General features: G+C 61.7%; 23 protein-coding genes. 4 read left to right on the top strand and 19 right to left on the bottom strand.

Annotated elements, in window-relative coordinates; all coding sequences use genetic code 11:
• Positions 1 to 36: 36 nt before the first annotated feature.
• The 3 genes from RX395_RS03365 to tmk are packed head-to-tail and all read right to left on the bottom strand — an operon-like array spanning position 37 to position 3540.
• On the bottom strand, positions 37 to 1737 hold the full coding sequence (locus RX395_RS03365; RefSeq protein ID WP_316365454.1) for a PSP1 domain-containing protein: 1701 nt from the start codon (positions 1735 to 1737) through the stop codon (positions 37 to 39).
• Complete coding sequence (locus tag RX395_RS03360; protein ID WP_195240967.1) at positions 1728 to 2855, bottom strand: DNA polymerase III subunit; 1128 nt, start codon at positions 2853 to 2855, stop codon at positions 1728 to 1730. The genes RX395_RS03365 and RX395_RS03360 overlap by 10 nt, the downstream gene beginning before the upstream one ends.
• 1 nt (position 2856) lies before the next feature.
• On the bottom strand, positions 2857 to 3540 hold the full coding sequence (gene tmk, locus RX395_RS03355) for a dTMP kinase (protein ID WP_215693301.1): 684 nt from the start codon (positions 3538 to 3540) through the stop codon (positions 2857 to 2859).
• A gap of 310 nt (positions 3541 to 3850) precedes the next feature.
• On the opposite strand from tmk, the gene RX395_RS03350 reads away from it, so the two are divergent.
• Positions 3851 to 4834 carry a zinc ribbon domain-containing protein gene (locus RX395_RS03350; protein WP_316365448.1) on the top strand — a complete coding sequence of 328 codons (984 nt, stop codon included), beginning with the start codon at positions 3851 to 3853 and terminating at the stop codon, positions 4832 to 4834.
• A gap of 143 nt (positions 4835 to 4977) precedes the next feature.
• Here the strand turns inward: RX395_RS03350 and RX395_RS03345 are convergent, their stop codons facing one another.
• The 7 genes from RX395_RS03345 to RX395_RS03315 all read right to left on the bottom strand — a co-directional run bounded on the left by RX395_RS03345 (position 4978) and on the right by RX395_RS03315 (position 11946).
• Entirely contained in the window at positions 4978 to 7572 is a 2595-nt protein-coding gene (locus tag RX395_RS03345; protein ID WP_316365445.1) for a DNA topoisomerase I, read from the bottom strand.
• 54 nt (positions 7573 to 7626) lie between these two features.
• Entirely contained in the window at positions 7627 to 8310 is a 684-nt protein-coding gene (hypB, locus tag RX395_RS03340) for a hydrogenase nickel incorporation protein HypB (RefSeq protein ID WP_117802800.1), read from the bottom strand.
• 55 nt (positions 8311 to 8365) lie between these two features.
• Positions 8366 to 8722: a hydrogenase maturation nickel metallochaperone HypA gene (gene hypA, locus RX395_RS03335; protein ID WP_117565013.1), complete on the bottom strand. Its 357-nt coding sequence runs from the start codon at positions 8720 to 8722 to the stop codon at positions 8366 to 8368.
• A 6-nt stretch (positions 8723 to 8728) separates the two neighbouring features.
• Entirely contained in the window at positions 8729 to 9520 is a 792-nt protein-coding gene (gene tatC, locus RX395_RS03330; RefSeq protein ID WP_055285525.1) for a twin-arginine translocase subunit TatC, read from the bottom strand.
• Positions 9520 to 10107: a twin-arginine translocase TatA/TatE family subunit gene (locus RX395_RS03325; RefSeq protein WP_316365439.1), complete on the bottom strand. Its 588-nt coding sequence runs from the start codon at positions 10105 to 10107 to the stop codon at positions 9520 to 9522. Before RX395_RS03325 ends, tatC begins: the two co-directional genes overlap by 1 nt.
• Positions 10108 to 10260: 153 nt before the next feature.
• Positions 10261 to 10575 carry an STAS domain-containing protein gene (locus RX395_RS03320; RefSeq protein WP_117769921.1) on the bottom strand — a complete coding sequence of 105 codons (315 nt, stop codon included), beginning with the start codon at positions 10573 to 10575 and terminating at the stop codon, positions 10261 to 10263.
• A gap of 66 nt (positions 10576 to 10641) precedes the next feature.
• The gene (locus RX395_RS03315) at positions 10642 to 11946 is read right to left on the bottom strand and encodes an aminotransferase class I/II-fold pyridoxal phosphate-dependent enzyme (protein ID WP_022093863.1); all 1305 of its coding nucleotides are present in this window, start codon (positions 11944 to 11946) and stop codon (positions 10642 to 10644) included.
• A 149-nt stretch (positions 11947 to 12095) separates the two neighbouring features.
• Here RX395_RS03315 and RX395_RS03310 point away from each other — a divergent pair, with 149 nt between their 5' ends.
• Positions 12096 to 12350: a hypothetical protein gene (locus RX395_RS03310; RefSeq protein ID WP_055285533.1), complete on the top strand. Its 255-nt coding sequence runs from the start codon at positions 12096 to 12098 to the stop codon at positions 12348 to 12350.
• A 332-nt stretch (positions 12351 to 12682) separates the two neighbouring features.
• Here the strand turns inward: RX395_RS03310 and nhaA are convergent, their stop codons facing one another.
• The 7 genes from nhaA to RX395_RS03275 form a co-directional block, all read right to left on the bottom strand.
• Complete coding sequence (gene nhaA / locus RX395_RS03305) at positions 12683 to 14041, bottom strand: Na+/H+ antiporter NhaA (protein WP_316365435.1); 1359 nt, start codon at positions 14039 to 14041, stop codon at positions 12683 to 12685.
• A gap of 266 nt (positions 14042 to 14307) precedes the next feature.
• Positions 14308 to 15231: a manganese-dependent inorganic pyrophosphatase gene (locus RX395_RS03300; RefSeq protein WP_316365434.1), complete on the bottom strand. Its 924-nt coding sequence runs from the start codon at positions 15229 to 15231 to the stop codon at positions 14308 to 14310.
• 166 nt (positions 15232 to 15397) lie between these two features.
• Positions 15398 to 16351, bottom strand: coding sequence for an ROK family protein (locus RX395_RS03295; protein WP_316365432.1), 954 nt, complete (start codon positions 16349 to 16351; stop codon positions 15398 to 15400).
• Between the two features lie 241 nt (positions 16352 to 16592).
• Positions 16593 to 16925, bottom strand: coding sequence for a PTS lactose/cellobiose transporter subunit IIA (locus tag RX395_RS03290; RefSeq protein WP_199576444.1), 333 nt, complete (start codon positions 16923 to 16925; stop codon positions 16593 to 16595).
• A gap of 9 nt (positions 16926 to 16934) precedes the next feature.
• Positions 16935 to 17237 (bottom strand): PTS sugar transporter subunit IIB, encoded by a 303-nt coding sequence (locus RX395_RS03285; RefSeq protein WP_035137700.1) that lies wholly within the window; start codon positions 17235 to 17237, stop codon positions 16935 to 16937.
• 161 nt (positions 17238 to 17398) lie between these two features.
• Positions 17399 to 18742 carry a PTS sugar transporter subunit IIC gene (locus RX395_RS03280; RefSeq protein ID WP_118226878.1) on the bottom strand — a complete coding sequence of 448 codons (1344 nt, stop codon included), beginning with the start codon at positions 18740 to 18742 and terminating at the stop codon, positions 17399 to 17401.
• A 120-nt stretch (positions 18743 to 18862) separates the two neighbouring features.
• Positions 18863 to 20263, bottom strand: coding sequence for a glycoside hydrolase family 1 protein (locus RX395_RS03275; RefSeq protein WP_316365427.1), 1401 nt, complete (start codon positions 20261 to 20263; stop codon positions 18863 to 18865).
• Between the two features lie 303 nt (positions 20264 to 20566).
• Here RX395_RS03275 and RX395_RS03270 point away from each other — a divergent pair, with 303 nt between their 5' ends.
• A complete protein-coding gene (locus RX395_RS03270) occupies positions 20567 to 21286 on the top strand; it encodes a GntR family transcriptional regulator (RefSeq protein WP_316365425.1) in 720 nt (239 codons plus the stop codon).
• A 68-nt stretch (positions 21287 to 21354) separates the two neighbouring features.
• A complete protein-coding gene (locus RX395_RS03265; protein WP_316365423.1) occupies positions 21355 to 22293 on the top strand; it encodes a type I phosphomannose isomerase catalytic subunit in 939 nt (312 codons plus the stop codon).
• Positions 22294 to 22578: 285 nt separating this feature from the next.
• On the opposite strand, the gene RX395_RS03260 is transcribed toward RX395_RS03265, so the two are convergent.
• Both RX395_RS03260 and RX395_RS03255 read right to left on the bottom strand, forming a co-directional pair.
• A complete protein-coding gene (locus tag RX395_RS03260; RefSeq protein WP_316365421.1) occupies positions 22579 to 25479 on the bottom strand; it encodes an ATP-dependent helicase in 2901 nt (966 codons plus the stop codon).
• A gap of 335 nt (positions 25480 to 25814) precedes the next feature.
• Positions 25815 to 26795, bottom strand: coding sequence for an undecaprenyl-diphosphate phosphatase (locus tag RX395_RS03255; RefSeq protein ID WP_316365420.1), 981 nt, complete (start codon positions 26793 to 26795; stop codon positions 25815 to 25817).
• Positions 26796 to 26987: the final 192 nt, after the last annotated feature.

Raw genomic sequence — 26987 nt, 5'->3', positions numbered from 1 at the left:
GCTCGGGGCAAGGCGGGCTAAATCCGCTCGCGGGCGTTATTCGCCGGCGGGCGGTTGTGGTGCGGACGAAGACGGGGTCGAGCCCTCGCCACCATCCTGGCGCGGCTTGCGGGAACGACGACGGCGACGGCGCTTTTGACCCTGGTCGGCCGAGCCCTCGCCACCGCGATTCTCGCGCGGCTCGCGCTCGTCGCGAGCGGCGCCACGCGAAGCCTTGGCAGCCGCTCCCCCGCCATCCCCGGGACGACGGCGCGTGACCTTGACCTCGCCATCCGAGACCTGATCGGCCACGGAGGGCACTGAGGGCTTCTGTTGCGCGCCCGAGGAATGGCGACGGCGCGGACGCGGCGCGCGCTCCTCCTCGCCACGTGACTTGCCGCTCTTGTCGACAGGCGCATCGGAGGCCGAGGCGCCCTTGGAAGCGGCACCGGCCTCGCGAGCAGCTGCGGCGCGGAAGGCGTCCTCGCGCTCCTCGCTCGACAGATGACGGCGGCGGCGACGTGTGGGGTTCATGCCGCCGCCGCGATTCTGCTGCTGGGGCTGCTGAACCTCGCGCTCGCGAGAGGCGTTCTTGCCCGCGGCTGCAACCTCGGTAGCATCGCCCGAGCCCGCGCGCTTGCGACGGCGACGGCCATCGGCCGCCCCCTCGGCCTCGGGTGTCTCGGCCTTACCGCGGCCTTTTCCGCGGCCACGGCCCTCGCCCTGACCCTGACCGGCGCGAGCATCGGATTCAGCATCGCGACGACGGCGCTTGGGCATCGACGTGCCGGCCAGACGGTCGGCACTCGACAGGCCATCGCCCACATCGACGCCGTTTTCGCGATCGAGCTCCATGAGCGCCAGGCGCATCTCGGGCGACTCGATGCGCTCGAGCACGTCGCGTGTCACGCAGTCGGGGCGGCAGTTGCAGCCCTGCTCGGCGGCCTTCTTTTTGCAGCCCTCCGAGCACGTCATATCGGCTAGGTTGACCTTAAAGACTTTGCCGTTCTCCAGGCGCAGCACCAGCTGCTCACGCGGCGTGTCATACTCCTGGATACGCGCCTTGCCAAGCGGCGTATCGATGAGCGTCTTCTTTTTGGGCGCACGGCTCTTAAAGTCCTTGTAGGCCTCGAACTCGTAGCGCAGGCAGCACATCAGACGACCGCACACGCCGCTGATCTTGGAGGAATTGAGCGGCAGGTCTTGCTCTTTTGCCATGCGAATCGAGACGGGCTCAAACTGTCCGCCAAAGCGCGTGCAGCAGAGCTCCTGTCCGCACTGGGCATAGCCGCCCACCAGGCGGGTCTCGTCGCGCACGCCGATCTGGCGCATGTCGACGCGAATGTGCAGCGTCGAGGACAGATCCTTGACGAGCTGGCGAAAATCGACGCGCTCCTCGGCCGCAAAGTAGAACACGGCCTTCTCGCCGCCAAACAGGTACTCGACGCCCACCGGCTTCATCTCGAGGTCGAGCTCCTTGACCAGGCGGCGGAAGTCGACCATGGCCTCGTCGCCCTGGATGGCCAGGTCGTCGGCAAGCTGGAGGTCGATGTCGCTCGCCACGCGCAGCACGGGCTTGAGCGGCTGACCGATCTCGTCTTGCGGCACCTCAAAGGGATCGGCCGTGACCAGGCCAATCTCGGTTCCGCGCTCGGTGGAGCAAATGGCATAATCGGCCTCGAGGATATCCAGATCCTGCGGATCGAACCACAGGTCGCGCGAGGCGTAGGTAAACTTAACGGGTACGACTAACGGCATTTCAGTGCCTTCCTGATATCGAACAGCATGACCTCGATGGCCAGCTGGGGAGTAACGTTTCTGGCGATGTTGCGCTCGGCGGTTGCGACCGCCTCGAGCGCCCGCGTGGCACCCGCAACATTCGTCGCGGCGGCAAGCCGCCCGATCGTGTCGCGCACGTCCTCATTCACAACGTCTGCCGCCTCGTCCTGAAGCGTCAGCAGCACGTCGCGCATGAGCGTCCGCGCGCTCGCCAGCGCTTCCATAATACCCGAACGCTCGCGCGCGTTGAGTTCGCGCTTGTTGCGGTCCTCAAGCTGCTTCAATGCTCCACGCGACAGGTAGTCGGCGTTTTGCTCGAGCACCTTTTCCTGCGTGGACTTGACCTCGGCGAGCGGCGCCTTAACGGCGACGATGAGTGACTTGGCACGGCTGAGCACGTCGGCCTCGTCGGCGGCGATGAGCGAATCGATGGCGCGAACCATCTGACGGCGGGCGTCCTGGCGCTCGGCGCTCTTGAGGAACTCGATGCCACGCGTGGGGCTTCCCGCCACGGCGACGGCCATGCGGCAACGCGCGGGGTCCTGACCGGTGGCGCGGCTCACGGCCTGCGCGGCGACGGCGGGCGATACCAGCCGAAACGGCACGCACTGGCAGCGGCTCACGATGGTGGGCAACATCACGTCTGCCGAGGTGCCCAACAAGATAAACATAACGCCCTCGGGCGGCTCCTCGAGTGTCTTGAGCAGCGCGTTGGCGGTGTTGGCGCGCAGCTGCTCGGCACGGTCGATGATGTAGACCTTGGCCTTGGCGCGGATGGGTGCCAGCGGCACGTCGTCGAGCAGCTCGCGGGTCTGGGCAATGAGGTAGCCCGTGGCGCTCTCGGGCGTGTAATAGTGCACGTCGGGGTGCGTATGGCGAGCAACGCGCACACAACTGTCGCATGAGCCGCAGCCATCCTGCTCGCACAGGAAGGCTTGGGCGAGCGCCCACGCGGCGTCGAGCTTGCCCGCGCCGGGCGCGCCCAAAAACAGGTAGGCGTGCGATGCGCGACCGCTGGCGACGGCATTGGTCAAAAAGTCGCGCACGCGCTCTTGGGTGTCGAGCTTGGCCAGCAGACTTGCCTGAGCGGGGGCCATGCTACTCGGCCTCCTGGGCAAGCGCAGCGGTGACGGCGTCCTGGGAAATGTCGAGGCCGTAGGCGCGAACCCGCTCGACCGTCTGCGCGAAGACTTCCTCGATGGACGCGGTCGCGTCGATGAGCTTTACGCGGTTTGGCTCCTCGGCGGCAATGGCGCAAAATCCCTGGTAGACGCGCTCTTGGAAGGCCATGCCCTTAGCCTCCATGCGATCTGCCGCACCACGGGCTGCCATGCGCAGCGCCGCCTGCTCGGGCGTGATGTGGTAGACGAGTGTGAGCGCCGGGTGCGTACCCGCGACGGCCAGGTTGTTGGCATCGCGCACCATCTGACGATCGAGGCCGTCGGCAAACGCCTGATAGCAGGTCGTGGAATCGTAGAAGCGGTCGCACAGGACCACCTTGCCGGCCGCGAGGGCGGGCGCGATAACCTCATGCACTAGCTGGGCACGGGCGGCCTCATACAGCAGCAGCTCGCAAGTGTCGCCCATCGCCGTATTGGCGGGGTCGAGCAGCAGAGCACGGATCTTTTCGCTGATGGCGGTACCGCCCGGCTCGCGCAGGCTCACAACCTGGTAGCCAGCGAGCTCGAGCGCACGGGCAAGCAGGCGCGCCTGCGTAGATTTACCGGCGCCATCGACACCCTCGAGCGTAATGAAGCTATGTTGAGCGGGCACAAAAGCCATGGGCGCAGCCCCTTCCTACAAGGCGCGTAAATGCAGATATATCAACCAAGCCATGATACCCCAGGGGCAGGCGCGTCCCAAACCCCACCTAGTCATTGGGGACGTTCTTGAATGACTAGTCGTTTAAGAACGTCCCCAATGACCCCCACAACCTAGCCATCGAGGCATCCCCGAAGTTGCGGTGAAATAGGGACTGATTGAAGCTCTGAGACCGCCAAACAGTCCCTATTTCACCGCAACTTATGATGGGGAATTTTGGACGCTGGGTATAATCGTCGTATTGCATTGAAATGTGGCGAAAGGAGTGGCAATGTCTCGGTATTGCGCCTCGTGCGGCAAGCTTCTTGCAGATAATGCCAAGTTCTGCACCTCGTGCGGTGCACCTGTTGAGCAAACAACCGCGAGCGATAGCCAGCCCGCTTTTGAGCAGACCGGCTCCCTTGATACGCCGCAAGTCAAGGCGGACGACCCCCTCGCCTATCGCCCCGACCCCGCCGCAGGCCCCGCGGCCGTCGAGACCACGCAGCGCATACTCGTCGCGAGCGACTCGCCCCAACAGCAGCCGGCTCCCGCATACGCGCCCGCTTCGCCACAGACCCCCGCTCCCAAAAAGAGCGGCACCGGGCCGCTTATCGCCGTTATCGTTGTGCTGGTGGCGATCATCATCGCCCTGGTCGTTTTCTTTGTGATCAAGCCTTTCGACAACGCCGCCACGCAGACGTCTGCCGAGGTAGCTAAGCTGCACCATGACGTCGACGACGATGACCTAAAGCCTCTCGGCGATCCCAACAGCCTGTACGACGATGATGACGATGACGACGAGGATGGCGGCGAAGCAACGCTCTCCGAGCAGAATCTCTACCGCCGACTGAGCGAATACTACGACTTGCTCGAAGACCTCGACAGCTACGTCCGTGGCTGCGCGCAGAACTTCAACGGCAGCTATCTGGAAGAGGATCGAACCACCCGTCAAAATCTCGCCGACGTCGCCGAGCGCACGGAGGACACCATCGAGCAGTATTACGACATCGTCGAGGACCTAGACGTTCCGACGAGCTCCAAGAACTACAGCTCCTGGAAGGACATCATCGCCCTGTACGACGACCTGGATCACCGCATTGACGCAATCTGTGATGCCTGGGAGATCAGCCTGAAATACGCCAAGCCTGCGGACCACAAGAATGAGATCGTGGCGCCGCTGTCGCGCGACAACGTGGCGGGCACCAATGACAATAAGTACCGCCTAGACTTTGAGGAGCGCTATCCCGGCGCCAAGCCTGTCGAGGTGAACTAGCGCTCTGTCGTTCCCGAGCCGGCAGTAAGGGACGTTCCTAAACTGCCGGCAGAAAAGGAACGTCCCTAACTGCCGGTCAAAAAAAACGAGCGAGGATCGCGGGGTCCTCGCTCGTTTTTTTGGGCAATGTTTCGACTGCGCCGTTACTTGTCGGCGGCTGCTTTCTTGGTAGTCGACTTCTTCGCGGTCGTCTTCTTGGCGGCAGTTGCTTTCTTAGCCGTCGTCTTCTTGGCCGCCGTCGTCTTCTTGGCCGTGCTCGCCTTAGTCGTGGTCTTGCGGCCGCGGGCGGGCTTCTTCTCCTTGGTCGGGCAGTCCATGTTCACGCAGATGCGCCACGGGCCGCGCGCCGTGTTGACCACCACGATGGGGGCGCCGCACTCGGGGCAGGTCTCACCCGTCGCCTCGAGCTTACCGCGCGCCGGTAGAGGATAGCTCACGCCGCAATCGTCATAGTTGGTGCAGCGGATAAAACGCTTGCCGCTCTTCTCGCTCTTGTGCGCGATCAGGTCGCCATGGCGTCCGGCCTCGGCACACACCTTGCACTCGCCCACCTTAAGGTCGGGCTCGTAGTTGGTGGGGCATGTGGGGTTCACGCAAATCTCGAAGGCCTTCTGGCGGAACGGCTGACACTTAATGCGCGGCGCACCGCACTCGGGACACACGGCGGCCTCGCCCTCGAGCGGGCTCACCTTGACGCCGCTCGGCACCGGATAGGTCACGTCGCAGTCGGGCCAGCCCATGCAGCCAATGAAGCTGCCACGGGTCTTGGCGCTCGTCTTCATAACCAGGTCCTTGCCGCACTTGGGGCAGGCGCCCACGCGCGCATCGGCCGTGACGGCGTCGCTGATGGCGTCGCCCAGCTCCTGCGTATGCTTGAGCAGCTCGTCGAGCACGCCAGCCAGCAGCGCGCGCGAGTGCGTCACGACATGCTCTTCGGTATCCTCGCCGCGCTCCACACGGGTCATGTCGCCATCGAGCTCGCTGGTCATATCGGGGCTCGTGATGCGCGGGGCAAACTGCGTCAGTGCGTCGATGATGGCGATGCCCAGCTGGCTCGGCTCCACGGGATCGTTTTTGAGATAGCGCACGGCGTACAGGCGCTCGATGATGCTCGCGCGCGTGGACTTGGTGCCCAGGCCGCGCTTTTCCATCTCCTGCACGAGCTTGCCCTGGCTGTAGCGCGCGGGCGGCTCGGTCTGCTTGGCCTCGAGCTTAATGTCGAACACGTCGACCGTATCGCCCTGCTCCAGCGGCGGCATCTGCTCGTCGCGCTTGAGTCCGTACGGGTACGCCTCGCGGAAACCCGGGGTCACGAGCACATCGCCCGAAGCCACGAACGGCTCACCGTTCACGTCGAGCTCGAGCTTAGTGTTTTCGATGGTCGCGGGACCCATAAGCGTCGCTAGGAAGCGGCGGGCGATGAGGTCGTAGAGCTTGCGCTGGCCGCCGTCGAGCGTGGACGGATCGCCCTCGCCCGTGGGATAGATAGGCGGGTGGTCGGTGGTCTCGACCTTGCCGCGCGTGGGCTTCATGGGGCCGGCGAGGACCTTTTTGCACACGGGCGCCAGCGCCGGGTTGATCTTTGCAAGGTCACTCACCACAGCGCCCAGATCAAGCGTCGCGGGGTATACGGTATTGTCGACACGCGGGTAGCTGATGAGGCCCGCCATGTAGAGGGACTCGGCGATGCGCATGGTACGCGCAGGCGAGATACCCTCGGCTGCGGCGGCAGCCTGCAGCGAGGTGGTCGCAAACGGCGTGGGCGGCTGCTGCTTGCGCGAGCGCTTGGTCACCGCGGCGACGGTTGCCGTCTTGGCACCGTCAACGTGACCGTACGCCGTCTCAGCAGCATCCTTGTCGGTAAAGCGCGCCGTCTTGTGCGCGATCTTAAAGCGATCGTCCTCGGCAGCGCCTTGCGCGGCGCCCATGCCGCGAATCTGCCAATAGTCCTCGGGCACAAACGCCATGCGCTCGCGTTCGCGCTCGACCACCAGGGCAAGCGTCGGCGTCTGCACGCGGCCGGCGGAACGCACGTTGCCAAAGCCGCCAAACTTGGCGAGCGTCAGGTAGCGCGTGAGCACCGCACCCCAAATGAGGTCGATGTGCTGACGGCTCTCGCCGGCGTCGGCCAGGTTCTGGTCGAGCGAGACAAGGTTATCGAAGGCCTGCGTGATCTCGGCCTTGGTAAACGAAGAATACTGGGCGCGGGCGACCGGCAAGTCGGGCGCCACCTCGCGCACCTTGTTGAGGGCGTCCGAACCGATCAGCTCGCCCTCGCGATCGAAGTCCGTGGCGATGATGACGCTGTCGGACTTTTTGGCGAGGTTCTTAAGCGAGCGGATGAGTTCCTTCTCGGCCGGCAGCTTAATGACGGGTGCCCAGGTGAGATACGGCAGACTCTCGAGCTTCCAGCCCTTGATGGAGATGCCATCGGCAAGGAACGGCTTGCGCTTGGTGTCATAGGGCGGACGCGCCAGGCCATCGGGCATGTCGGCCGGCAGCATCTCACCGTCCTCGGTGACCGAATACCAACCCAGCTTTTCATCGAACAGCACGCTGTCGCAAAAATCGGGTGCAAGGATGTGACCGGCAAGACCGATCGTCACGCACTCCTCGCCCTTCCACTCAAAACGGTAGATGGCGGTGTTGTACACCTTGTCCTTTTTGGGCTTACCCGTGGACAGCCGCTCGGCGATCTGACGCGCGGCGTCATTTTTCTCGGCGATGATGAGCTTCAAAAGAGGCTCCTATCTCGTGTCTCTGCGGCTACGCCCGCCCGTATGGCGGCCGATTTACGCCCTTGCTTGCTCGATCTGCCCGATGAGCCAATCGCACCAGGCATCCATGCCCTCGCCCTTGCGCGCGCTCACGGCAAACCGCGGCGCCTGCGGATTGAGGTCATCGAGTGTCTTAGTATACCTATCCATGTCAAAATCGAAAGCCGGGGCCACGTCGACCTTATTGAGCAGCTGCGCGCCAGCGTGCTGGAAGATGCCCGGGTACTTGATGGGCTTGTCGTCGCCCTCGGGCACCGAGAGAATCATGATGGACAGGTTCTCACCCAGGTCAAAGTCGACCGGGCAGACCAAGTTGCCCACGTTTTCGATAAAGATGACGTCGATGCTCTCCAGACCGACGGCCTGGTCGAACGCGTCAACGGCCTCCATGATCATGTTGCCCTCGAGGTGGCACAGGCCACCCGTGTTGATCTGGATGGCGGGCATGCCGGCTTCCTTCATGGTGATGGCGTCGACATCCGAGGCAATATCGCCCTCGATGACGGCACAGCGCAGGCCAGCCTTGTCGCGCAGGCGCTCGTTGGTGCCCAGGATCGTGGTGGTCTTGCCCGAACCGGGGCTCGACAGCACATTGATCACATAGGTGTTTGTCTCTTTAAATCGCTGTCGCAGCTGATCTGCCAGGCGCTCGTTGCGCGACAGAATCGGCGACGCGATATCAATCGTTTTCTCAGCCATACTCGGCACTCCTTACTTTGGCCCCTTTATACACCATCACCAGATGGCTAGCGGGCTAATCGTCGGGGGTTTCGATTTCGATACTTGCGATGTCGAGCTCGCGGCCGTGCAGCAGACGCACGTTGGCGCCGCCACATTGGGGACAGCGGCAATGGAAGCGATCGTGCTCAAAGACCTCCCCGCAGTCCAGACACTCGCTTTGTGGATGGACTTCCTCCACGGCAAGCTCGCAGCCTCGCGTGAGCGGGTCCTCGTCACGAAATGTCTCCCACGCAAAGTCGAGCGCCTCGCGCACAACCTCGGTCATATCCCCGATACGCAGCGTTACCAAAACGGCGCGCGAGGCCCCCGCCCCACGCGCCGCGCGAATCACTGTATCGAGTATGCCGTTGACAATGCCAACCTCGTGCATACCGATTTACTCCTCGTCGTCCTCATCGTCCGAGAACAGGTCCAGACGGCTCACAAACAGGCCCTCCTTGCCCTCGCGCGCGGTAATGACCACGCGGGCGATGGCGAGCGAGATCTCGTAGAGCGAGAGCAGGGCGCCGTACATGAGGCCCAGCGTAACGGGCGAGCCGTCGGGCGTGATCACAGCCGAGCCCACGAGCAGGCCCACGTACACGTAGCGCCAGGCGCTGCGGAAAGCCGCGTAGGACACGATGTGGAAGACGGACAGGTAGAAGATGATGAGCGGCAGCTCAAACGCCACACCAAAGCCGATCATAAAGAGCAGCTCCATGTTGACGTAGTTCTCCAGATCGGGCAGCGCGGTTGCAACGGCCGAGGTCTCGCCGATGAGCCACTCAAAGCCCGCGGGGATGATGATGAAGTAGCAGAAGATGGCACCCAGGAAGAACAGCACCGTCGAGGCGAGCACCGTGGGCACGACCCACTTGCGCTCGTTGGGGCGAAGCGCCGGCAGGAAAAACGCCAGAATCTGCCAGATGATCATGGGCGTGCACATGACAACGGCCATCTTGATGGCCAGCGAAAAGCGCAGACCAAAACCGCCGAGCGTGGTGGTGATGTAGAACTTACCGTCCGGCACAAAGGAGCGGATGGGGTCTTCCAAGATGTCGAGCACCACGGGCGTGGCGAAATACAGCACGATGGCGGCGGCAAACACCGACACGACCACGATGGTCAGGCGGCGACGAAGCTCTCCCAGGTGATCGAAGAGCGGCATGCGCGCGGGTCCGATAGGCATTACTCATCGCCTCCCTTCGGGGCATCGGCGGCAGCGGCGTCGTCCTCGGCCTCGAGCTCGCGAGCGAGCTGGTCGACGACGGCCTTGCGCTTGCGGGGACGACGGGCGTAGAGGTCAGCCGTCGTGGGCTCTGCCGGCTCGGGCTCGGACTCCGGCTCTGCAGCAGGCTCGGGCTCGACGACAGGCTCGGCGGCAGCGGCAGGCTCGGCACCCTCGGCCTCGGACTCCTCAGCAGCACCCTCGCCCTCGGCGGCAGCCTCGCTCGCGGCCTTCTCGGCAGCAAGACGGGCGCGACGCTCGGCAAAGGTCTCCTTCTTGGCGGGCGCTGCCGCCTCGACGGCATCCTCGTCCGCATCGGAATCGTCATCGACGGCAGTCTTCTTGGGCTTGACCGGTGCCGAAGCGGCCTCGCTTACCGGATCGATAATCTCGGACTGAACAACGGCCGTCATCTTTTCCTGCGTCTCGCGGAACTGACGGATGGCACGGCCGATCGTGCGGCCCATCTGTGGGAGCTTATCCGGGCCAAACAGCAAAAAGCCGAAGACCACGATGATCGCGAGCTCACCCTCTCCAATACCAAACACACATACCTCCAAGGCTCGATGTGAGTCGAGCCCGCACCGCGCCATTCGGCCGGAACTCGTCTATTCATTCGGTCAAGTATAGCGCCCGGACGCCAAAACGTCCGAGCGCATCACAAACATATGCCAAACGGCACGCCCTTTTGGGGGCAAAGATTATGCCGCCGTGATCGAAATCTCCTGGTCGACGCCCAGCAGCTGAACCACGCGCATCACCTGGGGCTGCACATTAGTGCAGCTAAAGCGCTTACCGTGGTCGACCGCGTGGTGCGCGGCGCCCACGAGCACGCCAATGCCCGTCGAATCGATGTAGCTCACCTGGGCAAAATCGAGCTCAACGGCCTCAGTGGGCTGCTCGAGCGCCAGGTCGATAGCATTGCGCAGGCTATCGGCGTTAGAGATATCGATCTCGCCGGTTACCTTAATGGTGTAGATCTCCGGCGTGGGGTTGGTGGAAATACCCAAATCCATGTATACGCTCCTTTACGTATCGAAAGTGCGGATAGTACTGGGCGCGGACTTGCGGGGCCCTAGGCGTTAGGCGCGCTCGGCACGAGCAAGCTCGGCAGCGACAAGCTTAACGGCCAGCACCAGCACGTCGAGCGCGGCCTCCAGGTCCTCGACCGTGGGATAGCTCGGCGCAATACGGATGTTGGTATCGCGCGGATCCTTGCCATAGGGCCAGGTGGCACCGGCCGGCGTGAGCTTGACGCCCAGGTCGGCGCAAAGCGCGGCGACCTTCTGGGCCGAGCCCTCGGGACCATCGAAGCTTACAAAGTAGCCGCCGCGGGGGTGCGTCCAGGTGGCACAGCCCGTATCGCCCAGGCCCTCGGTGAGCTTGCGCTCAACGGCCTCAAAGCGCGGACGCAGGAACTCGGCATGCTTTTTCATGTGCTCCTTGACCGCCTCGATGGTGGGAAGGAAGCGCACGTGGCGCAGCTGGTTGAGCTTGTCGGCGCTGATGAGGCCGGCCTTCAGGCGCTTGGAGAACTCGGCGATGACCGCGGGGCTCGCACCGATGAAGCCGATGCCGGCGCCCGGGAAGGTAATCTTGGACGTCGAGGCAAAAGCCACCACGCGGTCCTCGGTGCCCGCCGCGCGAGCGAGGTCGAAGATGTTGGCGAGCTCGTCGGTCTCGTCGTACAGGTCGTGCACGCAGTAGGCGTTGTCCCAGAAGATGCGGAAATCGGGTGCAGCCGTGGGCATCTCGACCAGGCGGCGCACGGTGTCCTCGCTAAAGGTGATGCCCGTGGGGTTGGAATACTTGGGCACGCACCAGATGCCCTTGATGGAATCGTCGGCGGCAACCAAGCGCTCGACCTCGTCCATGTCGGGACCGTTGTCGGTCATCGCGACGGGGACGTTCTCGATACCCAGATCGGCGGTGATGCCAAAGTGGCGGTCGTAGCCGGGAACGGGGCACAGGAACTTGACCTTCTTGCCGTCGTGCGCGGCCTCATAAGCCTCCCAGGGCTCGCTGCCGCACGAGCCGCAACGCCAGAACATACCGGCAATATCGTGCTCGATCAGCAAGCTCGACGAACCCAGCACGAGCGTCTGCTCGGCGGGGCAACCCAGGAACTCCCCCGCCAGCTTGCGTGCCGAGGGAATGCCCTCAAAGCAGCCGTAGTTGGAGCAGTCGACATTGCCGTCGTGCAGATCGGCATCGGCATTGAGGATATCGAGCATGGGGCGCGAGATGTCCACCTGGGAGGGCGACGGCTTGCCGCGGGCCATGTCGAGCGCCAGACCCTTGGCCTTGACCTCGGCGACCTCGGCTTTGAGTGCCTCGATGGCAGCATCGAGTTCGGTGGTTTCCATCTTCTGGTAGATCGTCTGCATGGGTGCGACCTTTCGCGAAGCGGTACGTTGCAGTTCGTCTAAGTATAGACCGCCACCGCCGCAACGTTATGAAGCCGTGATAGATTAAGTCCATCGCAATAAATTACGAATCGCCGCGCATGCCGGCGTGGGACGCCCAAGGAGGCACTATGGAGTATGGATCGTTCCAGGCCGAGGAATTCGGCGACCTGCAGCGCCTGGTCGACGGACTGTTTTACGACCGCCACGCCATCGACCGCCTGGATCTGATCGTACAGGCCGAAATCTTGGACCTGGCGCCCGATCTCATGGAAATCGTGAACCTGCTACCGCCCGGCTATTACGACCGCCAGTCACTTTGCGACCAGCTCAACTCCGCCTTGGCCGCCCACGGCTGGGGCGCCATCTACGGCACCGTGGAATAAACCTAGTCATTGGGGCCTGTGGTCAAAAAATAGCAAATATGAGTACTGTTACTTTTTTAGTAACAGCGATTTTGAATTAAAAAGGCCAGTCTTGGCCTTTTGTGTCCGGTTTTGGAAGGATGCATCGGCATTTTTCGTCCAGCCACGCAATCGTTAATGCACAGACAGAATAGATTTGTACATTATTTTTCGCGCCTAAAATGAAACGCCGTTTGTGACAGTACTCACAAACGGCGTTTTTTGGCCACTGGGGTGTCCGGCAGGTGGCAAGTACCACTCAAAACCGCGTTTTACACGCGCTCGAGCAGACTCTGGCGTCTGTTTCTACGCGCCTACTCGTTCTTGGGCGCGGGGTGCTTGCAGATCACACTCATGTAGATCATGCCAAGTACGGCAGCGGTGACCGAACCGGCAAGGATGGCGGCCTTGGCGGCCAGGACCTCAAACTGGGCCGTCGGGAAGGCAAGGCCGCTGATGAGGATCGACATCGTAAAGCCGATACCGCCCAGAATACCCACGCCGGCAATCATGTGCCAGTTGACGTTGCGCGGCAGCTCGCAGGCCTTGAACTTGACCAAGGCGAACGTCATGCCAAAGATACCGATCGGCTTGCCCAGCAGCATGCCAAAGTACACGCCGAGCGTCACCGGGTCGGTGAGCAACGTGCTCATATCCACACCCACCAGGCGAACCTGTGCGTTCACGAACGCAAAGATCGGCAGAATCACAAAGTTGACCGGCGTGGAGATCAGACGCTCCATACGGATGAGCGGCGGGGTCACGCGGTGCATGACGCGCTCGACCCTGGTGGTCGAGACGGTAAAGTCATGCTGGCCCAGGATGTGCGCCTCGTCGTCGTAGCGGTCATCAAGCAGCGGCAGGCACTCGCCCAACCAATCGGTGAGGCTATCGAGCTTGACGCCGCACTTGGCCGGGATGGTAAAGGCCAAGATGACGCCGGCGAGCGTGGCATGTACGCCGCTCTTGAACATGCAGAACCACAACAGCAGACCCAGTACCGAATACGGGGCAAGGCGGTAATGCTGCGTCTTGTTGAGCCACACGAGCGCGCAGGTCACAAGCGCAGCGGCGCCCAACCAAAACGGATTGGGGCTCTGACCGTAGAAGATGGCGATGGCGGCGATGGAGATAAGGTCGTCGGCGATGGCGAGCGTCGAGAAGAACACGCGCACGCCGTTGGGCACGCGGTTGCCCAAAAGCGACAGCACGCCCAGCGCAAAGGCAATATCGGTTGCCATGGGGATGGCCCAACCGTTGCGGGCGCCGGCATGGTTAAAGATCAGGTAGATGCAGGCGGGAACGACGACGCCGCCCACGGCCGCCAGCATGGGAAGCATGGCCTGACGCGGATTCTTGAGCTCGCCGACCGTCATCTCGTACTTAAGCTCAATGCCCACCAACAAAAAGAAAATCGCCATGAGGAAGTCGTTGACGAAAAGTTCAACGGTAAGACCGACCGTAAGGTTGCCCAGACCCACATACAGCGGGGTCTCCAAAAAGTGATGGATGGCCTCGTAGGCATCGGTATTGGCGCAAATGACGGCGGCGATGGCGGCGATGACCATAACCGCGGCGGAAATCGTGCCGTTCTCGGCGATGCGCTCCCAAATGTCGTGGCGTTCAAAGCGCTTGCGCTCACGGACGTTGAACAGCTGCTCGGTTGCTGCCATGGGCGGCTCCTTTCACGGGAAAGCTCCCGTCTTAAAAAAGCACGGCCCGCCCAAGTGGCGGCGCCGCGCTCTAACGTATTACGCTTGCATCTAGCCTACCCTGCACGACAAGCACGCAGGCGTGGCCGAAAAGCGGAACCACAGGTTGAACATTATTTGCTCAACGGCACGGGCACGCCTGTCCAAGAGACGACGCGGCGCATGCACAAAAAACGACCGGAGCGCGGGGCGTCCGCGATCCGGTCGTGGCGTTTGGTCAACTAAACCTAGCAGGCGGCCATGATGGGGGCAGCGACCTGCTTCTTACGGGAGAGGACGCCCGGCATCCAGACGCCGTCGTGCTCGTCGGCAATGCCCAGGCCCTTCTGAGCAGCCTCGGTCTCGCCCTCGAGCAGGACCTGCGAGCCCTCCTCCATGATGTCGGTGATGCACAGGACAATGCCGTCAGCGCCCTTCTCGGCGGCGCAGGCGCGCATGGCCTCGCGAATCTCGTCGATCATGCCGAGTGCGCGGGTCTTGTCGACAGTCTCGTACTGGCCGATGAGTAGCTTCTTGCCGGCGGGCTCGAACATTTTGATGTCGTTGCCGACCATCTCGGCTGCGGTGAAGGAGCCGGACGGACGGGTGAGGAAGACCTCCATGCCAAACTTAACCGGGTCGACGCCCACCTGCTCGCCGAGCTTGGCGGCGACGGCGCGGTCGACATCGGTGGTGGTGGGGCTCTTGAGCATGAGCGTGTCGGTCATCATGGCCGAGAGCAGCAGCTTGGCCTGGACGTCGGAAAGCTCAACGCCGAGCACGCCGGCGAGCTTGGTGACGATGGTGCAGCTGGAACCCCAGGGCAGGCAGATGTAGTGCAGCGGGCCGGCGGTCTCGAAGTCGCCGATGCGGTGATGATCGACAACGCCAAAGACCGTGGCGTCCTTAAGGCCGGCGACGGACTGGGCGGACTCGTTGTGGTCGGTGAGAACGACGAGCTGGCCGGCCTCGACGGACTCGATCACGCGGGGCTCGGCAATGCCGGCGTCGGCGAGCAGCTTGGCGGACTCGGCCGGAAGCTGACCCAGAGCGCAAGCCTCGTAGGTGTTGCCAGCATACTCAACCTGGTTGAGCAGCTGGGACAGGACGACGGCGCTCATGATGGCGTCGTTATCGGGGTTCTGGTGACCAAAGACAAGAACGTTTGCCATGGATATCCTCCACTTGATATGTGTACTTGGACGTAGCTATGGTAGCACGCCGATGCCGAGCCTTCGCAGACGGAAGGGCCACGGCATATTTTGGGGCAGGCACGGGGGCCAAGGCTGTCCCTTTTGCACCATGTTGGTGCAAAGTAACCTGTCCCCCTTGCACCGACTATTTACCGGCGGCGCGCAGGGCTACGTAGGCGGCACCGATGATACCGGCGTCGTTTCCGAGCGAAGCGACCTTAATGGGCGTCTCGCGCGAGGCGGAGAGCGCATAGCGCTGGAAGTGCTCGCGGACCTTGTCGAGGTAGACATCGGCCGAAGCGGACGCGCCGCCACCGATCAGGAACATCTCGGGGTCGACCACGTTGGCGATAAGCGCCAGGGCGCGGCCAAGGTAGTCGGCCATGGTATCGGCCGCGGCCAGCGCGAGCTTGTCGCCCTCGCGGCAGGCCTGGAACACGTCCTTGGAATCGGAGGGACCGGTGAGCTCGATGGGGTCGACGCCCGCCTTCTTGCACTCGGCAAGGTAGTTGCTCACCACGCCGGTGGCGCTGGAATACTGCTCCAGGTGGCCATGGCCGCCGCAGCCGCAGGTGCGCTCCTCAGCCGGGTTCAGGCACATGTGGCCAATCTCGCCGCCGGCACCCACAACGCCCGATACCACGTCGCCGTTAACGATAACGCCGCCGCCCACGCCGGTACCAATGGTGACCATCACCACGTTCTGCACGCCCTTGGCAGAACCGAGCCAGGCCTCGCCCATGGCAGCGGCGTTGGCATCGTTCTCATACTTAACGACCGCATCGGGGCAGTGCTCCTGAATGGCGATCTTGAGTTCGGGCAGGTTAATGGCAATGTTGGCCTTGACCTTGGCATCGCCCGATGCCGGGATGGGGCACGGAACGGCCAGGCCAATGCCCGCCACAAAGGCACGCGGAATCTGTGCCTTGGCGACCACCTGGTCGATAGCCTCGGTCACCGCGGCAAAGCCCGCGGCGTCAACGATAGGAGGCGTGGGCACGCTGGCTTTGGCAAGCAGGTTGCCGTCCTCGTCGAACAGGCCCTCCTTAACCGAAGTGCCGCCGACGTCGATGCCGATGTAGTACTGCTTAGGTTCCATGGGAGCCCACCTTTCTCGTTTAAACATTGCCTGTATGGTACCGCTCCCAAGGCAAAAACCTACCAAAAAGGGACAGGTTTGTTTTGGCAGGTTTTATCTGGGGAAACGCAAATGGCCGCTTAATAGGTCGCGCAAGACCTTCCCCAAATATAAAGGCGCCGGGAGGCGGAGACTCCCGGCGCCCGTCAAAGGGACTGTGTTGTCTGTTGGACCGCACGGCCCATCGCGGCGATAACGCCGACTAGGCCTGAAGTACCTGCAGCTGCTTGTGAATCTCGATGAGCTCCGTCGCCATGACGCGCATGGTCTCGGTACCGGCCATCTGGTCCTCGGCATGCAGCAGAATCAACGGGGCCTCGCCGTTACGCTCGCCGTTGGCCTCCTTCTTCAGAAGCCCCATGTGAACATCGTGGCCACCGTTATAGGCCTCGTCGCCCTGCTTGATAAGCTCCTCGGCGGCGTCAAAATCGCCCTCCTTGGCCTTTTGCACGGCATTGATGTACATGCTCTTGGCGGTACCGACGTAGCTGATGATCTCGAAGCAGGTCATCTGCAGTTCGTTCATATCCTCCATGCGGAGCACCTAGCCCATCACGCTGACACAGTGGTCGATGATGCCGGCAGCGTTCATGCGGCCGTAGTCGACCATGTTGATGACCTCGACCGGAAAACGACCGGCGGCCTCCTTCTCAAAATCGCCCTTGGTGTAGCCGATCTGCGGACCAAGCAGCAACATGTCGCACTCGTCCAGGTGATCGTGGGCCTCGTTCATGGGACGAGCCTCGACCTCAATATCCAGACCACGGTTTGCAACCTCGGCCTGCATCTTCTGGACCAGCAGGCTCGTGGACATGCCGGCATTGCAGCAGAGCATGATCTTCTTCATGGTTTCCTCCTTATAACTGCGCGGCGCGCAGACGACAACTGGTTGTATTCCTTGCGGCTATTGTGCCCACTCCCCTGTATCTTTAAGCAAGGGAGAGAGCCGCGGGCACCGGCACCGCGTACCGGCGCCCGCAAAGGTGAAAGGGACGAACGTTAGGCGTTCTACTCGGCGAGAGCCTCCTGCTTGGCGATTGCCTTCTCGGAAATCTTCATAAAGGGCAGGTAGACGGCCATGCCAATGACAATCTCGAGAGCCTGCCACACGCCGGCGCGCCAGTCAAAGCCCGTAGCGAGCAGGGCATTGATGACGGGAGGCATGGTCCAGGGCACCTGGGCGATGCAGGGGCTGATGATGCCTGCGCAGGTAAGGCCATAGGTGATGCCGATGAACAGATCGGGAAGAAGGACGAACGGGATCATGAGCGGCAGGTTGTACACGATGGGGTAACCGTAGATAACCGGCTCGTTGATGTTGAACAGACCAGGCAGGATAGCCATCTTGGAAACGGTCTCGGAAGCCTTGTTCTTGGAGAACAGGAGCGTGTCGAGCAGAAGCATGAGGGTGCAGCCCGAGCCGCCGATGAGGGCGAAGCTGTTAACGATCTGCATGTTCATGTAGTGATCGGGCTGGATGGTGCCACCGGCGGCAAAGGTAGCCATGTTGTCGACGATGAGCATGGTCAGGATCGGCTCGACGGTAGCGCCAGAGATGGTGGACTGGTGAATACCGACGCAGAACAGCAGGTTAGCAAGGGTGTAGATGAGGATAACAGCCCACGGACCGGCGTTCATGATGCTCTTGAGCGGGTTGGAGATGCACGTGGAGATGATGGTGCACAGATCGGTGCCGGCGCACACGGCGAGCAGGGCTGCGGCAAGAGCGAAGATCGCGAGGTTGAGCAGCATCGGGATCATGACGTTGAAGGAGTTGGAGACCGCGGGAGGCACGCCCTCGCCCAGCTTAACCTTGAGCTTCTCGACGCCAGAAATCTTGATGAAGAGCGAGACGGAAAGCAGGGCGATGATAATAGCCGAGAACAGACCGTTGGTGCCGGTGTTGGCAGTCGAAAGGGCGCCCGTGACCTCGGCGGAGGTGATCTTGTCGGTGAGCAGCGGGCTCGTGGCGGCAAGCGAGGCGGTGATCTGCTGCGGCATCATGATGACGAAAGCAGAGATAGCGACGACCACGCAAGCGAGCGGGTTATCGAAACGCTTGTTCTTAGCGAGGCTGTAGCCAATCAATCCGGCCAAGATAATGGCAGAGACGTTGAGGGTGCCCAGCGTAATTGCCGAACCCCACGTCTGAAGGTTGGCAAGGCCCGCCGCATCGAGCGGGAACAGAGGGAACACGACGTTGTTAATAAGAACCGCGATACCCGCAAGGATATAGAGCGGCGTGATGGTCGCGAAGGCGTCACGCAGGGAACGCAGGTGAACCTGGTTTCCCACCTTCGCAGAGACCTCGGCAAACTTGTCGAGGAAGCTCTTTCCGTTGTCACTGGCCATGATTGCTCCTAACTTTCAAATCCGGCCTTTTCCTATGCGCACGGTGGTCTGTCGCCCTCTGCCACCAGATGTGCCATGCGTTGCGCGCAGCGGCGCGCGGTCTGGGCGTTCGCCCGTTCGCTAATCAACCACGTGAGTCGTGGCGACCTGCTTGAGCCAAGCTGCCGACTTCTTAAGGCGGCGCTTGTAGCCGTCCATAAGGTCGACCTCGACAAAACCGTAACGGTTCTTAAAGGCATTCGCCCAAGACCAGTTATCGATGACGGCCCAATAATGGTATCCACGGCACTTGGCGCCCTCGGCAATTGCCTTGGCAACCCACTCCAGGTGCTGGCGTACAAAGTCGACGCGGTAGTCATCCTGGATGGTTCCTTCGGCGTCTCGGTTCTTGTATTCGTCCATGATGCCGATGCCGTTCTCGGAAACGAACCACTCAAGATCGGGGTAGTTCTTAGCGCAGTCCATGCCAAAGTCGTAGAGGCCCTGCGGGTAGATCTCCCAGCCGCGGCTCTCGTTCATAACGGCGTCGGGCCACACGTACTCGTCGGCAAAGTGCGGCAGACCGTACTGGTCGATCTTGCTCGCCGGCGCCTGAACGCGCGTGGGGTGGTAGTAGTTGCAACCGAGCCAGTCGACAACACCCTGCTTAAGAATCTCTTGGTCGCCGGCACGGAACGGAAGCTTAACGCCGCCCTCGGTCAGGCTGTCGAGCACGTCGGCGGGAAGCTCGCCCTTGGTAATGAGGTCGAGCCACCAGCGGTTGTTGATGCCGCTGGTCATACGCACGGCCTCGAGGTCCGCCTCGCTGGGGTTCTCCTTGGTGTAGACCGGGGTAAAGCAGTTGATCATGCCGATCTTGGCATCGCTGCGAACGGCGCCCTCGTCATAGGCGCGACGGTAGTTGGCCACGGCCAGCGCATGTGCCAGCGAGATGTGATACTGCACGGTGCGAGCGCGGCTAAAGTCGTGGAGCTGCGGGAACCACACGCCCTCCTGATAGCGCTGCTCGGGCTCGACGATGGGCTCGTTAAAGGTGAACCAGTACTTGATCTCCTGGCCAAACTCGTGGAAGGCGACGTCGGCGTAATGTGCGTAAGCCTCGACAACCTCACGGCTCTCCCAGCCGCCACGGTTAAAAAGGTAGGTGGGCATGTCAAAGTGGTACAAGTTGACAAACGGCTCCAGGCCGGCTTCGCGAGAGGCGCGGAACAACTCGTGATACCACGCGGCGCCTTCCTCGTTGAGGTTGCCGTCGGCATCGAGCAGACGGCTCCACTGGATGGAAGTGCGATAGGTATCCAGGCCCAAGTCCTTCAAAATGCGAAGGTCTTCCTGGTACTTGGCCATAAAGTCATTGCCGGCGTAAGAGCCAACGCAGTTGTAGAACGAGCCCAGATCCTGGATGGACCAGGTGTCCCACAGGTTCTCGAGCTTGCCGCCCTGGTTCCACTGACCCTCAGTCTGCGGGCCGGACATAGCAGCGCCAAAGAAGAAGTCGTTGGGCAGCTGATACTGTGCCATCAAAGTCCTCGCTTTCGTGTTCTAGAGCTTCCGGTTGGAGACGGGTTTGCTTTGGCAGGTTATCCGGCGCGGGCGCGCACCGGTCATACCGATATCCAACCCGCCAAAACAAAACCGTCCCCAAACGGTCGATCCTGTTCTGCGGAAAGATTCCGTTCGTTGCTTAAACTATAGCGCTCTAATTCTAAAAGTAAAGCGTCTTTTTCTTTTTTCTTTCTCGAGCTTCTTAGATAAAGGTTATATGGGTGCCTTGTTAAGGGTTATACTTACTTGCGTATTGATATATGTCGGAAAGGAGGTTCAATGATTCCCAAATACGAGGCGATAGCTGCAGATATTCGTCGAAGCATCGAGGATGGCACTCTTAAACCGGGCGACAAGCTTCCCACCGTCGTTGAGTTCTGCGAGCTCTATAGCGTTTCCAAAATCACCGTCAAACGAGCTATCGAGCAAATCACCGAGGAAGGTCTTATTACCAGCCGACGCGGATCGGGTACCTACGTTAAGGACACGACGGGACTTCCCGGTCAGGCGTTTTTCCAGGGCAAAAACGACCGTGCCCAGGGCTTTTCGTATGAGCACCGCGGGGAGAAGGTGACCTCGGTGGTCTACGATTTCTCGATTGTTAATCCACCAGCGGACATCGCAGCCCAGCTGGGAATTGCCGAGGATGACTTTGCCTATCACATCGTGCGCGTGCGTCAGGCCGATGAGAAGCCCATCGTTATCGAGTACACCTACATGCCCCTCGAGCTGATTCCAGGCCTTAAAAAGAAGGACCTGTACGGATCGGTCTACCACTTCATCCGCGAGCAATGTGGGCTGAAGATTTCGAGCTTCCACCGTACCATTCGCGCCGTGGCAGCAACCGAGGAAGAAGCCGAGCGCTTGGACACCAAGCCTGGCTCTCCCCTGCTCGAGCTCACCCAGATTGGCTTTTTGGACAGCGGCGCCGCCTTTGAGTATTCGGTCTCGCGCAACGTTGGCGACCGCTTTGAGTTGCACAACGTAACGTTGGCATAGGTTTTTGTAGTCATCCGGGCGCTCGCTTTGAGCTGTTTTGTGCAGCGCCCGCGCAACACAATGGGGGTATGAACATGTCCGATTTGATTAAGCTGACGCCGATCTTCCACGAGAAGATCTGGGGCGGTCGCCAGCTCGAAACCGTATTTGGCTACGACATTCCCGATGGCCCCATCGGTGAGTGCTGGGCCATCTCGGCCCACCCCAACGGCGACTGCCAGATTGCGGAGGGCCCGTATGCCGGCCACACGCTGTCGTGGCTGTGGGCCGAGCATCGCGAGCTCTTTGGCAACTGCGAGGGCAAGGAGTTCCCGCTGCTCATTAAGATTCTGGACGCCAAGGACGACCTTTCGATCCAGATTCATCCCAACGACGAGTACGCTGCCGAGCACGAGAACGGTAGCCTGGGCAAAACCGAGTGCTGGTATGTGCTGGACTGCGAGCCCGGCTCCACGATTATCGTCGGCCAGCGCGCGCATGACCGCGCCGAGGCCGCACAGATGATCGAGGACGGCCGCTGGGACGACATGCTCAACGTGCTGCCGATCCACAAGGGCGACTTTTTCCAGATTGATTCCGGTACCGTGCACGCCATCAAGACCGGCACGCTCATTTTGGAGACGCAGCAGTCGAGCGACGTGACGTATCGCCTGTACGACTACGACCGTCCCGGCACCGACGGCAAGCTGCGCCCACTGCACATTGAGCAGAGCCTCGACTGCATCGACTTTGATGCCCAGGCTCCGACCGACGGCACGGTGACCGCGCCCGAGGTAAACGGCGTGACCGAGCTCGAGTCTAACTCCTGCTACACCGTCGATCGTGTGCGCGTCGACGGCAGCAAAACCCTCGACCAGCGCTGGCCCTTCATGTGCCTGTCGGTCATCGACGGCGAAGGCACCGTCTGCGGCGACCCCGTCCACAAGGGAAGCCACCTGCTGGCACCCAGCACCGTGAACCAGATCGAACTCGAAGGCAAGATGGAACTGATCGTCTCGCACCTCTAGGTCGCACCAACAACCAAAACGCAACAAGGGGCTCCCCCGTCCATGTACGGGGGAGCCCCTACTCACATCTATTTATCTATCAGCCCACCCGGCTCTCCAGATCAAAAAGCGGACGAGCAAAGCGACGATTGCGCAACAACGTTATCTAAGAACCTGGGCGGGCGTATGGGGCAACATCGATCGCGAGTTCCGCACGAGCCGGAGAGCACTTAATGTGCTCTCCGTGCGAGCAGGACTGCCCGAGCAGGCGATGTTGCCCCATACGCCCGTCCAGGTCCGCCGGGATTATGACAGCTTGACGATCGGTGCAAAGCCCTTCATCAGCTTTTTGGTCTGGCCGGTCTTTTCGAATTGAACCTCGATCATGTCTCCGGCGACCGAGATCACGGTACCCGTGCCAAAGGTCTTATGGCTCACGGTATCGCCCGCGGCAAAGTCCTGTGATGCACTGGCGCGATCGACCTTGCGCTCCACCGTCGGGGACACCTTAGACGACGGCTTTTTGGCTCGCGGCGCGCCCGAGCCAAAGGTCGAGGCAACACGGCCGGCGTCTGGCGAGACCCCACGATGGCGTTCGGTCCCGTAACTGCTGCCGCCAAAGAAGTCGTCAAAGCTCGATCCGCCACGCGAACCGGAACCGCCGGTCGAGCGCGTATGCGAACCGAACACCTTGCCGCCATACATATCCGAGCCCATGCCCGAGCCAAAGGTGCCGTGACGGTCGCCGCGCTTCTCCCAGCCCGTCCCCTCAAAACCGGCAGAACCGATACCGCTAAACTCGATGTCCTCAAACGGAATCTCGTTGAGAAAGCGCGAGCGCGGATTGGCAGAGGTCGAGCCGTAGGTGCGACGCGTGGCGGCATACGTCAAGAACAGGCGCTTGCGAGCACGCGTGATGGCGACATAGGCCAAGCGACGCTCCTCCTCGAGCTTGCCCGGATCGTCACTACCGCCAAAGTCGTGCACGTGCGGGAAGATGCCCTCCTCCATGCCGGCCACGAACACCGCCGGGAACTCCAGGCCCTTGGCGGAGTGGATGGTCATCATGGTGATGGCATGCGTCTCGCCTGCCAAAGAATCCAAGTCGGAGCGCAGGGCAAGCCACTCCATGAGAGCCGGCAGTGCCTTACAGGTAAGCGGACCGTAGGTGCGCTCGATCTCGTCGGCATGCACGGCACCCGCCGGCATCTCCGTCGGCGCGGCATAGGCGTTACCCGCGATGGCGGCGGCCAGGGCATCCTGCGGAGACAGCGCCGGAGCGGCTAGGCTATCGAGCGGGTTGGAACCAGCGGCGTCGCGAGCGCCGACCAGCGCCTCAAACGAGGATGCCGGGGCGGACGGTCCCGGCTCGGGCGCGGGCGCACTCACCACGACGGGCTCGGGCTCGGCGCTGACAGGCACATCGGCAACACCGGCAGCGCGCAGCTCTTCTAGGCTCTCGAGCGTACCCTCGATATCCTCGTGCGTCTCCTCAAATTCGGCGGCGACGCCCAGGAATTCCTGGATGTTCTCGGCGCGGCTCTCGGACTCCATGGTGCCCTCGGCGCGGAAGGCCTGCAGCAGGCCCGTCTTGTCGACAATCATCTCGACGACGTCCTTGAGCTCGCCGTCCATGCGACGGCCCTCGCGCACCAGCGACACAAAGCTCGACAGGCCGTTACGCACCTTGGCGCTAAACATGCCTGTCTCGGCTGTTGCGATCTCGCAGGCCTGAAAGAACGAGCAGCGGTTGTCGCGTGCCAGCTGCTCAATCTTTTGAATCGAGGTGGAGCCGATGCCGCGGCGCGGCGTGTTGATGACGCGCTTGACGCTCATCTCGTCGGCCGGGTTCACGATCATCTTGAGGTAGGCCATGACATCGCGGATCTCGGCACGGTCGAAGAATCGCGTGCCACCCACGATTTTGTAGGGCACGCCCGCACGCAGGAACATATCTTCGAGAATACGCGACTGGGCGTTGGTGCGATAGAACACGGCGATGTCGTCGTAGCTCGTGCCTTTGGCATGCAGTTTCTCGATCTCGCCGGCAATCCAGCGGCCCTCGTCGCGCTCGTCGCTCGCCTGGAAGGCCTGGATCTTCTCGCCATCGCCCTCGGCCGTAAACAGGCGCTTATCCTTGCGCTGCGAGTTATGGCGAACCACGGCGTTGGCGGCGCTCAGGATATGGCCCGTGGAGCGGTAGTTCTGCTCCAGCTTGACGGTCTTGCAGTTTTTAAAGTCCTTCTCAAAGTCCAGGATGTTGGTGATGTCGGCGCCGCGCCAGCTATAAATGGACTGATCATCGTCGCCTACGACCATGAGATTTTGGTACTTGGCGGCCAATAGATTGGCGATCTCGTACTGGACGTGGTTGGTGTCCTGATACTCGTCGACGCTAATGTAGCGGAAACGCTCTTGGTACTTATCGAGCACCTCAGGGCGGGTGCGCAGCAGCTCGAGCGTGCGCACGAGCAGGTCGTCGAAGTCCATCGCGTTGGCGGCGCGCAGGCGGCGTTCCAGCTCCAGGTAGACCTGCGCGGCCTTTTTGTCGTTGGGGCTATCGGCGGATTTGAGCATGTCCTCGGGGCCGATCATGGCGTTTTTGGCCGAGCTGATCTTGCTGCGGATCATGTTGATGGGGAACTGCTTTTGCTCGATACCGAGCGCCTGCATAATGTCACGCACCATGCGCTTTGAGTCATCGTCATCGTAGATGGTGAACTGACCGGTGTAGCCCAGCAGGTCGGCGTCCTCGCGCAGCATGCGAACGCACATGGCATGGAAGGTGCACACCCACATGCCGCGGGTACCGCTGGGGATGAGTGCCGCCAGACGCTCACGCATCTCGGCCGCGGCCTTGTTGGTAAACGTGATGGCAAGAATCTGCCAGGGCTTAACGCCCAGGTCGCCGAGCATATGGGCGATGCGGAAGGTCAAGACGCGGGTCTTGCCCGAGCCGGCGCCGGCGAGCACCAGCAGCGGGCCCTCGGTGGTCAGGACCGCCTCGCGCTGAGCGGGATTAAGGCTGTCGATGTCGACGAGCGGCTTGGCAGGCTTGGGTGCCGGCGCGGGAGCGTCGTAGATGTCAAGCGGAACGAGCTCGGGCTCCGGCGCGGCGGGGGCGGTGTACGCATCGAGCGGCACGGGTTCCGGCGCGGGCGGCACGGGTACCGCGGTGTTCTTTTCCCAGGGCAAGGGCTGGGTCATGGGCGACTCCTCATCTGACGGACGGCGCGCCTGCGGGCAGCGCCATAGTTTGAGCCGTACCAGTATACCGAGCCGCGCGGACACCGACGCAAATCACACCACGACTCCGTGCGCCACCGTCAGGCCCGCCCCAGCGGATTTGGCGCAATGGGGTCAGGTTAGTCTGCACCAATCTATTGACAATCACGAAACCGCCGATGTCATGGCAGCAGCAGCGAGCGGCGGCCAGGGCGAACAAATTGGCATGAAAAAGGGGGGCAGCATAGACCTTTTGGTCATGCCACCCCCTTTGAATGACAAGTTGTCGCCCCGGCCGCCGCGCAGCGTCGACTAAGTTAGAGGCCGAGTATCGGCTCCAGAACGAAGAAATATGCGAGCACTACGATGCCCAGGATGATGCGGTAAACACCGAAGCACTTGAAGTCGTGACGGCGGACGAAGCCCATGAGCCACTTGATGGCGATGAGCGAAACCACAAAGGCCACAACGCAGCCCACGCCCAAGATAGCGACCTCGTTGGCGCCGAACGTACCGCCCTTGATGAAATACTTGACCAGCTTGAGCGCACTCGCGCCAAACATGACAGGGATGGCTAGGAAGAACGTAAACTTGGAGGCCACCGAACGCGTGCAGCCCAAAAGCAGGCCGCCGATGATAGTAGAACCGGAGCGAGACGTTCCAGGCACCAGCGAAAGCACCTGGAAGCAGCCGATACCCAGGGCGGTCTTCCAGCTCAGGTCCTCGAGCGTGGCGATGGAACCAAAGTCCAGATTCTCGTCATCGTCCTCATCCTCAGCGGTAGCCGCGGCGGGCGCCGCAAAGTGCGCACCGGCGGGACGTCCACCCGACACCACAGCACGCGAACCAAACGAACCGGCAACGGCCATTTCCTCGCGCTTGCTCGCGCGCCAGTTCTCGATCACGATAAACAGCACGCCGTACACAATAAGCGCCAGCGCCACGACGGGAGCATTGTAGAAATGCTCCTCCATCCAGTCGTTGAGCGGCAGACCGATCGCCGCCGCAGGAATGCAACCGAGCACAATCTTGCCCCACAGCACCCAGGTGTCGCGGCGGCCCTCCTTGCCCTTGCTGGGCGAGAACGGATTGAGCTCATGGAAGAACAGCACGCAGACGGCCAGAATGGCGCCGAGCTGAATCACGACCAGGAACATGTTCCAGAACGTCTCGCTCACGTTCATCTTGACGAACTCGTCCACCAAGATCATGTGACCGGTCGACGAGACGGGCAGCCATTCGGTGATGCCCTCGACCAGGCCCATGAAGGCAGATTTTAGAAGCTCGATGATATCCAAAGGGACCCCCTCGTTAGACACCCGCCGATATTGTTCTGCGGACGGTGCGGGCGATGTCCCATTATCAACCGTTCGGGCGTGTCTGCGCCTACCCTTACCAAAAAACTCGTCCGTTCACAGAATTGCGAGCGGTCAAACCGAAATCCTTGGGTATAACTGCAACAAGATAAAGTGTCCGGCGGCCAACGCGCC

This window comes from Collinsella aerofaciens, assembly GCF_032584215.1.
Taxonomy (GTDB): Bacteria; Actinomycetota; Coriobacteriia; order Coriobacteriales; family Coriobacteriaceae; genus Collinsella.
This window is presented reverse-complemented; position numbering and strand designations above follow the sequence as displayed.

Excerpts from the sequence above, each read along its gene's own strand:
- RX395_RS03365 (WP_316365454.1), bottom strand. The coding sequence starts at position 1,737 with ATGCCGTTAGTCGTACCCGTTAAGTTTACCTACGCCTCGCGCGACCTG.
- RX395_RS03360 (WP_195240967.1), bottom strand. The coding sequence starts at position 2,855 with ATGGCCCCCGCTCAGGCAAGTCTGCTGGCCAAGCTCGACACCCAAGAG.
- tmk (WP_215693301.1), bottom strand. The coding sequence starts at position 3,540 with ATGGCTTTTGTGCCCGCTCAACATAGCTTCATTACGCTCGAGGGTGTC.
- RX395_RS03350 (WP_316365448.1), top strand. The coding sequence starts at position 3,851 with ATGTCTCGGTATTGCGCCTCGTGCGGCAAGCTTCTTGCAGATAATGCC.
- hypB (WP_117802800.1), bottom strand. The coding sequence starts at position 8,310 with ATGGCTGAGAAAACGATTGATATCGCGTCGCCGATTCTGTCGCGCAAC.
- hypA (WP_117565013.1), bottom strand. The coding sequence starts at position 8,722 with ATGCACGAGGTTGGCATTGTCAACGGCATACTCGATACAGTGATTCGC.
- tatC (WP_055285525.1), bottom strand. The coding sequence starts at position 9,520 with ATGCCTATCGGACCCGCGCGCATGCCGCTCTTCGATCACCTGGGAGAG.
- RX395_RS03320 (WP_117769921.1), bottom strand. The coding sequence starts at position 10,575 with ATGGATTTGGGTATTTCCACCAACCCCACGCCGGAGATCTACACCATT.
- RX395_RS03315 (WP_022093863.1), bottom strand. The coding sequence starts at position 11,946 with ATGCAGACGATCTACCAGAAGATGGAAACCACCGAACTCGATGCTGCC.
- RX395_RS03310 (WP_055285533.1), top strand. The coding sequence starts at position 12,096 with ATGGAGTATGGATCGTTCCAGGCCGAGGAATTCGGCGACCTGCAGCGC.
- nhaA (WP_316365435.1), bottom strand. The coding sequence starts at position 14,041 with ATGGCAGCAACCGAGCAGCTGTTCAACGTCCGTGAGCGCAAGCGCTTT.
- RX395_RS03300 (WP_316365434.1), bottom strand. The coding sequence starts at position 15,231 with ATGGCAAACGTTCTTGTCTTTGGTCACCAGAACCCCGATAACGACGCC.
- RX395_RS03295 (WP_316365432.1), bottom strand. The coding sequence starts at position 16,351 with ATGGAACCTAAGCAGTACTACATCGGCATCGACGTCGGCGGCACTTCG.
- RX395_RS03290 (WP_199576444.1), bottom strand. The coding sequence starts at position 16,925 with ATGGAGGATATGAACGAACTGCAGATGACCTGCTTCGAGATCATCAGC.
- RX395_RS03285 (WP_035137700.1), bottom strand. The coding sequence starts at position 17,237 with ATGAAGAAGATCATGCTCTGCTGCAATGCCGGCATGTCCACGAGCCTG.
- RX395_RS03280 (WP_118226878.1), bottom strand. The coding sequence starts at position 18,742 with ATGGCCAGTGACAACGGAAAGAGCTTCCTCGACAAGTTTGCCGAGGTC.
- RX395_RS03275 (WP_316365427.1), bottom strand. The coding sequence starts at position 20,263 with ATGGCACAGTATCAGCTGCCCAACGACTTCTTCTTTGGCGCTGCTATG.
- RX395_RS03270 (WP_316365425.1), top strand. The coding sequence starts at position 20,567 with ATGATTCCCAAATACGAGGCGATAGCTGCAGATATTCGTCGAAGCATC.
- RX395_RS03265 (WP_316365423.1), top strand. The coding sequence starts at position 21,355 with ATGAACATGTCCGATTTGATTAAGCTGACGCCGATCTTCCACGAGAAG.
- RX395_RS03260 (WP_316365421.1), bottom strand. The coding sequence starts at position 25,479 with ATGACCCAGCCCTTGCCCTGGGAAAAGAACACCGCGGTACCCGTGCCG.